The organism is Saccharomonospora iraqiensis subsp. paurometabolica YIM 90007, assembly GCF_000231035.2.
GTDB lineage: Bacteria > Actinomycetota > Actinomycetes > Mycobacteriales > Pseudonocardiaceae > Saccharomonospora > Saccharomonospora paurometabolica.
The window spans coordinates 1-4,182 of record NZ_KI912263.1 but is presented as its reverse complement, the minus strand read 5'-3'; the positions used below and the strand labels follow the sequence as shown (position 1 = coordinate 4,182).

Genomic DNA, 4,182 nt, shown 5'->3' with positions numbered 1-4,182 from the left:
GTCGGGTGCCGGGGGCGGCGACTCCGGCGGAGGCCTGGCCGGGTACGGGTCGAGCGGGCCGCCACCGGCCGGCGGGCCGCCTCCCGGCAACGTCGAGGGGTGGATCCGCGAGGCCATCGACGTCCTCCGCGCGAACGGCGTCCCCGTCACCGAGGACAACATCGACGAGATCTGGACGATCATCGAGAAGGAGTCGGGCGGCGATCCGCACGCGCTCAACGACTGGGACTCGAACGCGGCCAAGGGCACGCCGTCCAAGGGGCTGATGCAGTGCATCGACCCGACCTTCCAGGCGCACGCCCTGCCTGGGCACGGCGACATCTGGGACCCGGTCGACAACATCATCGCCGGGGTGCGCTACACGTTCGACCGCTACGGCGGCTTCGACGGCCACCCGGGCCTCGCCTCGATGGCCCAGGGCGGCGGCTACCAGGGTTACTGACGCCGCCGCACCCACGTCCCGTGGTGCCGTGCAGGCCCCCTCTCCGGCCACCACTACGGTGCGTTGGGTTCACGCACTGTTCACGGGAGGGTGGGGCGGGTGACGCAGGAGACACTGGACGGAGCCGGATCGTCGGGGAGCGCACCGGACGTGGTGCCGGACGCCGCCACGTCGACGGAGGGGAAGCCGCATGCGGTGTCCCTGCGGGCGGTCGGGTACGCGCTGCTCGGGGTGACGGTGCTGCTCAACGTCGTGAGCATGGCCGTGCCCGCGTTGATCGATCACCCGCTGACCACGAACCGGGGGGAGATCCAGAACTATCTGGACGTCTTCGTCGAGGGCAACCTCCCCACCTGGTGGAGCACCGGGCTGCTGGTCGTCGGTGCGGTGCTGTACGGGGTGGTCGCGTCCGTCGCGTGGGCAGCCTCGCGGCGGGACGCCTGGGCATGGACGTGTGGTGCCGTCCTGCTCGGCCTGATGTCGCTGGACGACCACACGCAGCTGCACGAGCGGCTCGACCGGATCGGGCGTGCGGTGGCCACCTTCGACGGGTTCCCGTTCTACTGGCTGATCCCGGGTGTCCTCGCCGGCGCCGTGGTCGCCGCGGGCATGGTGTACCTGGGGGTGCGTCTGCGGGGACGCACCCGCGCGGGCGTGCTCGGCGGCTGCGCCCTGCTGCTGTGGTCCGCGCTCGGGATGGAGGCGGTCCAGGGGTTGTGGATCGCCGCGGGTGAGAGCGGCCCGCTGTACGTGCTCACCTACCACGTCGAGGAGCTCGGCGAGAACCTCGGCGTGCTGCTGATGGCGGCCGCCGCGGTGTGGGCGTTGCGGATCGAACGGCGGGACGGTGCGACCGTGCTGCGCTACCGCGGCGCCGCCGGGCGGTGACACGGGCCCGCGGTGCCGTCGGGCCATGACACGGGCCGCCGGGCGGTGACACCGGGGCCGTCGGCCGGTGTTCGCGACCTAGAGTGAGGCGCATGGTCGAACCCGTGTCCTTCCCCGGGCCCGCGGCGCGGGCCGACGTGGCGCCGTTCCACGTCATGGAGGTGCTTTCCGCCGCGCAACAGCGGCAGCGCAGTCACGGCGACGTGCTCGCGTTGTGCGCGGGCCAGCCGACGGCGGGGGCGCCGCGCCCCGTCCTCGACGCCGCCGAGCGTGCGCTGCGCGGCGGGGACCTCGGCTACACGGCGCAGCTGGGTATCCCCGAGCTGCGGGAGGCCGTCGCGGGGCACTACGTCGGGAGCTACGGTCTCGACGTCGCGCCGGACGACGTGATCGTCACGACGGGGTCGTCGGGCGGGTTCCTGCTGGCGTTCCTGGCGGCGTTCGACGTGGGCAGCCGGGTGGCGATGGCCCGGCCGGGTTATCCGGCCTACCGGAACCTGCTCGCCGCGCTCGGGTGCGAGGTGGTCGAGTTCGACACGGACGCCGCGACGCGCTTCCAGCCGACCGTCGCGCATCTCGACGGGCTCGGCGACCTCGACGGCGTGGTGGTCGCCAGCCCCGGCAACCCGACCGGCACGGTGCTGCCGCCGGAGGAACTGGCCGCGCTCGCGCACTGGTGCGCCGACCGGGGCGTGCAGCTGATCAGCGACGAGATCTACCACGGGATCTCCTACGGGGCCGCGACCGCGTGCGCGTGGAGCAGCTCCCGCGAGGCCGTGGTGCTGGGCTCGTTCTCGAAGTACTTCGGGATGACCGGCTGGCGGTTGGGCTGGATGCTGACACCACGCAGGCTGCACCGCTCGGTGGACGTGCTGACCGGCAACCTGAACATCTGCGCCCCGGCCCCGGCGCAGAAGGCCGCAGTCGCCGCGTTCACGCCGGAGTCCCGCGCCGAACTGGACGCCAACGTGGCCGCCTACCGGCGCAACCGCGACATCCTGCTGGACGGGTTGCACGGGATGGGCTTCGGCCGGGTCGCACCCGTGGACGGCGCCTTCTACGCCTACGCCGATGTCTCCGCGCACACCGACGACAGCCTGGCCTGGTGCCGGCGCGTGCTGGACGAGACGGGTGTGGCGATCACCCCGGGCATCGACTTCGACCCGGTGCACGGCCACCGGTTCGTCCGGTTGTCCTTCGCCAATGCGGAGTCCGAGATCACCGAGGCGGTGCGCAGGCTCGGCGCCTGGCTGCACGGCGCGTGACCCCGAGGGCCACCGGGATCGGTCCCCGATATCTCCCCGAGGTCGGGCGGTACTGCGGCGTGCACGCCCCCGCTCGTGTCAAGCTGGAGCAGGGGGCGGACCCGAACCGGTGGAGGAATTGCGATGTTCTGGAAGATCGTCGGCGGTCTGCTGCTGGCCTGGGTGGGCTTCATGGTGCTCGGCTGGGTGGTCGGGTTCCTGATCGAAGCGGTGTTCTGGATCGCCGTCATCGCGGGCGGGGTCTTCCTCGGCGCCGCCGCCTACGGCGCGATCAAGAACAAGGACCACAAGCAGATCCGCTCCTGACCACCCGGCCGGGTGGTGCCGTGAAGGGCACATTCCCTGCGTCGGCGGCAGTGAGGGGCACTTTCGCTGCGTCAGATGCAGGGAAAGTGCCCCTCACGGCACTACGCCGGGTGAACAGGACCGGATCAGGGACAGCGCGTCGGTGGTGCCCGGCCAGAGGTGGGCGTTGAGGCCCGCCGCGCGGGCGGCCTCCACGTTGAGCTCGCGGTCGTCGACGAAGAGGCACTCCCCGCCGTCCGTGCCGAGGCGGTCGAGCAACAGGGCGAAGATCTCCGGGTCGGGTTTGGCCGAGCCGGTCTCGGCCGAGAACAGCACCTCGGAGAAGGACGTCAGCCACTCCTGCCGCCGGGTGTGCGCGGCGAACGACGCGGGTGCGTTGGAGAGCAGGGCGAGCCGGTGCCCGTCCCGCTCCAGGGTCGCCAGCAGGTCCGGCGTCCCCGGAGCGAGCCGGGACCAGCCCGCGATGTCGGTCCGGGTCAGCCGCGCGATCGTGGCCGCGTCCACCTCGGTCCCGACCGTGTCGGCCACCGCCTGCCAGTAGGCGTGGTCCGTGGCGCCCCGGTCGTAGGCCTCGCGGTGCGCCCAGTAGGCGGGTTCGAACTCCGCCTGCGGCACCCCGAGCAGCCCGGCCAGGTCGGGCAGCGCCGCGGTGCGCTCACTGAGTACCTCGCCGTAGTCGAAGACCACCCAGGACAAACCGGTCCCCCTCGTCGTCGTCGGAATGCTCAGCCGGTCAGTGGGCCGATGCGGCGCAGTGCCTCGTCCACGTCGGCGGTCGAGAGGTCGCGGTGCAGCATGAACCGCGCCCTGCCCGCCATCGGCAGCACCCGGATACCCAGCCCCTCCAGCGCGTTCAGGGTCGCCCCGAGGTCGGAGCGGGTGGCGAGCACGATGTTGGTCCGTGGTTCGACCACGTCCCAGCCCAGCTCCCGGAGCCCGGTGGCGAGCCGGGTCGCCTTCTCGTGGTCGGCGGCGAGGTCGCCGATCCGGTCGAGCGCGATCAGCGCCGCCGCGGCGAGGACACCGCCCTGGCGGACCCCACCACCGAGCATGTGCCGCATCCTGCGGGCCTCGGTGACGAACTCCTCGCTCCCGGCCACGACCGAGCCCACGGGCGCGCCGAGCCCCTTGCTGAAGCAGGCGGACACGGTGTCCACCCCGACCGTCAACGCGGCGGGCGGAACGCCCAGCGCGGTCGCCGCGTTCCAGAGGCGGGCGCCGTCCAGGTGCACCCGCAGTCCCGCGTCCGAGGCGGCGGCCACGAGGCGCGCGTGCTCGTCG

General features: G+C 72.7%; 6 protein-coding genes. 4 read left to right on the top strand and 2 right to left on the bottom strand.

What is annotated here, in order from left to right; all coding sequences use genetic code 11:
* The 4 genes from SACPADRAFT_RS29540 to SACPADRAFT_RS0223320 all read left to right on the top strand — a co-directional run.
* Positions 1–442: transglycosylase SLT domain-containing protein (locus SACPADRAFT_RS29540; protein WP_007026719.1), on the top strand; the 442-nt coding region annotated here is incomplete at its 5' end.
* A 99-nt stretch (positions 443–541) separates the two neighbouring features.
* Positions 542–1,330, top strand: coding sequence for a hypothetical protein (locus SACPADRAFT_RS0223330; protein ID WP_007026718.1), 789 nt, complete (start codon positions 542–544; stop codon positions 1,328–1,330).
* 92 nt (positions 1,331–1,422) lie between these two features.
* On the top strand, positions 1,423–2,595 hold the full coding sequence (locus tag SACPADRAFT_RS0223325; protein ID WP_007026717.1) for an aminotransferase class I/II-fold pyridoxal phosphate-dependent enzyme: 1,173 nt from the start codon (positions 1,423–1,425) through the stop codon (positions 2,593–2,595).
* A 123-nt stretch (positions 2,596–2,718) separates the two neighbouring features.
* Positions 2,719–2,901, top strand: coding sequence for a hypothetical protein (locus tag SACPADRAFT_RS0223320; protein ID WP_007026716.1), 183 nt, complete (start codon positions 2,719–2,721; stop codon positions 2,899–2,901).
* A gap of 93 nt (positions 2,902–2,994) precedes the next feature.
* On the opposite strand, the gene SACPADRAFT_RS0223315 is transcribed toward SACPADRAFT_RS0223320, so the two are convergent.
* Both SACPADRAFT_RS0223315 and SACPADRAFT_RS0223310 read right to left on the bottom strand, forming a co-directional pair.
* On the bottom strand, positions 2,995–3,597 hold the full coding sequence (locus tag SACPADRAFT_RS0223315) for an HAD family hydrolase (RefSeq protein WP_007026715.1): 603 nt from the start codon (positions 3,595–3,597) through the stop codon (positions 2,995–2,997).
* A 29-nt stretch (positions 3,598–3,626) separates the two neighbouring features.
* On the bottom strand, positions 3,627–4,182 hold a 556-nt coding region (locus tag SACPADRAFT_RS0223310), incomplete at its 5' end, for a threonine aldolase family protein (protein ID WP_007026714.1).

Bases quoted from the DNA above. Each gene is read 5' to 3' on its own strand.
- SACPADRAFT_RS0223325 (WP_007026717.1), top strand. From the start codon at position 1,423: ATGGTCGAACCCGTGTCCTTCCCCGGGCCCGCGGCGCGGGCCGACGTG.
- SACPADRAFT_RS0223320 (WP_007026716.1), top strand. From the start codon at position 2,719: ATGTTCTGGAAGATCGTCGGCGGTCTGCTGCTGGCCTGGGTGGGCTTC.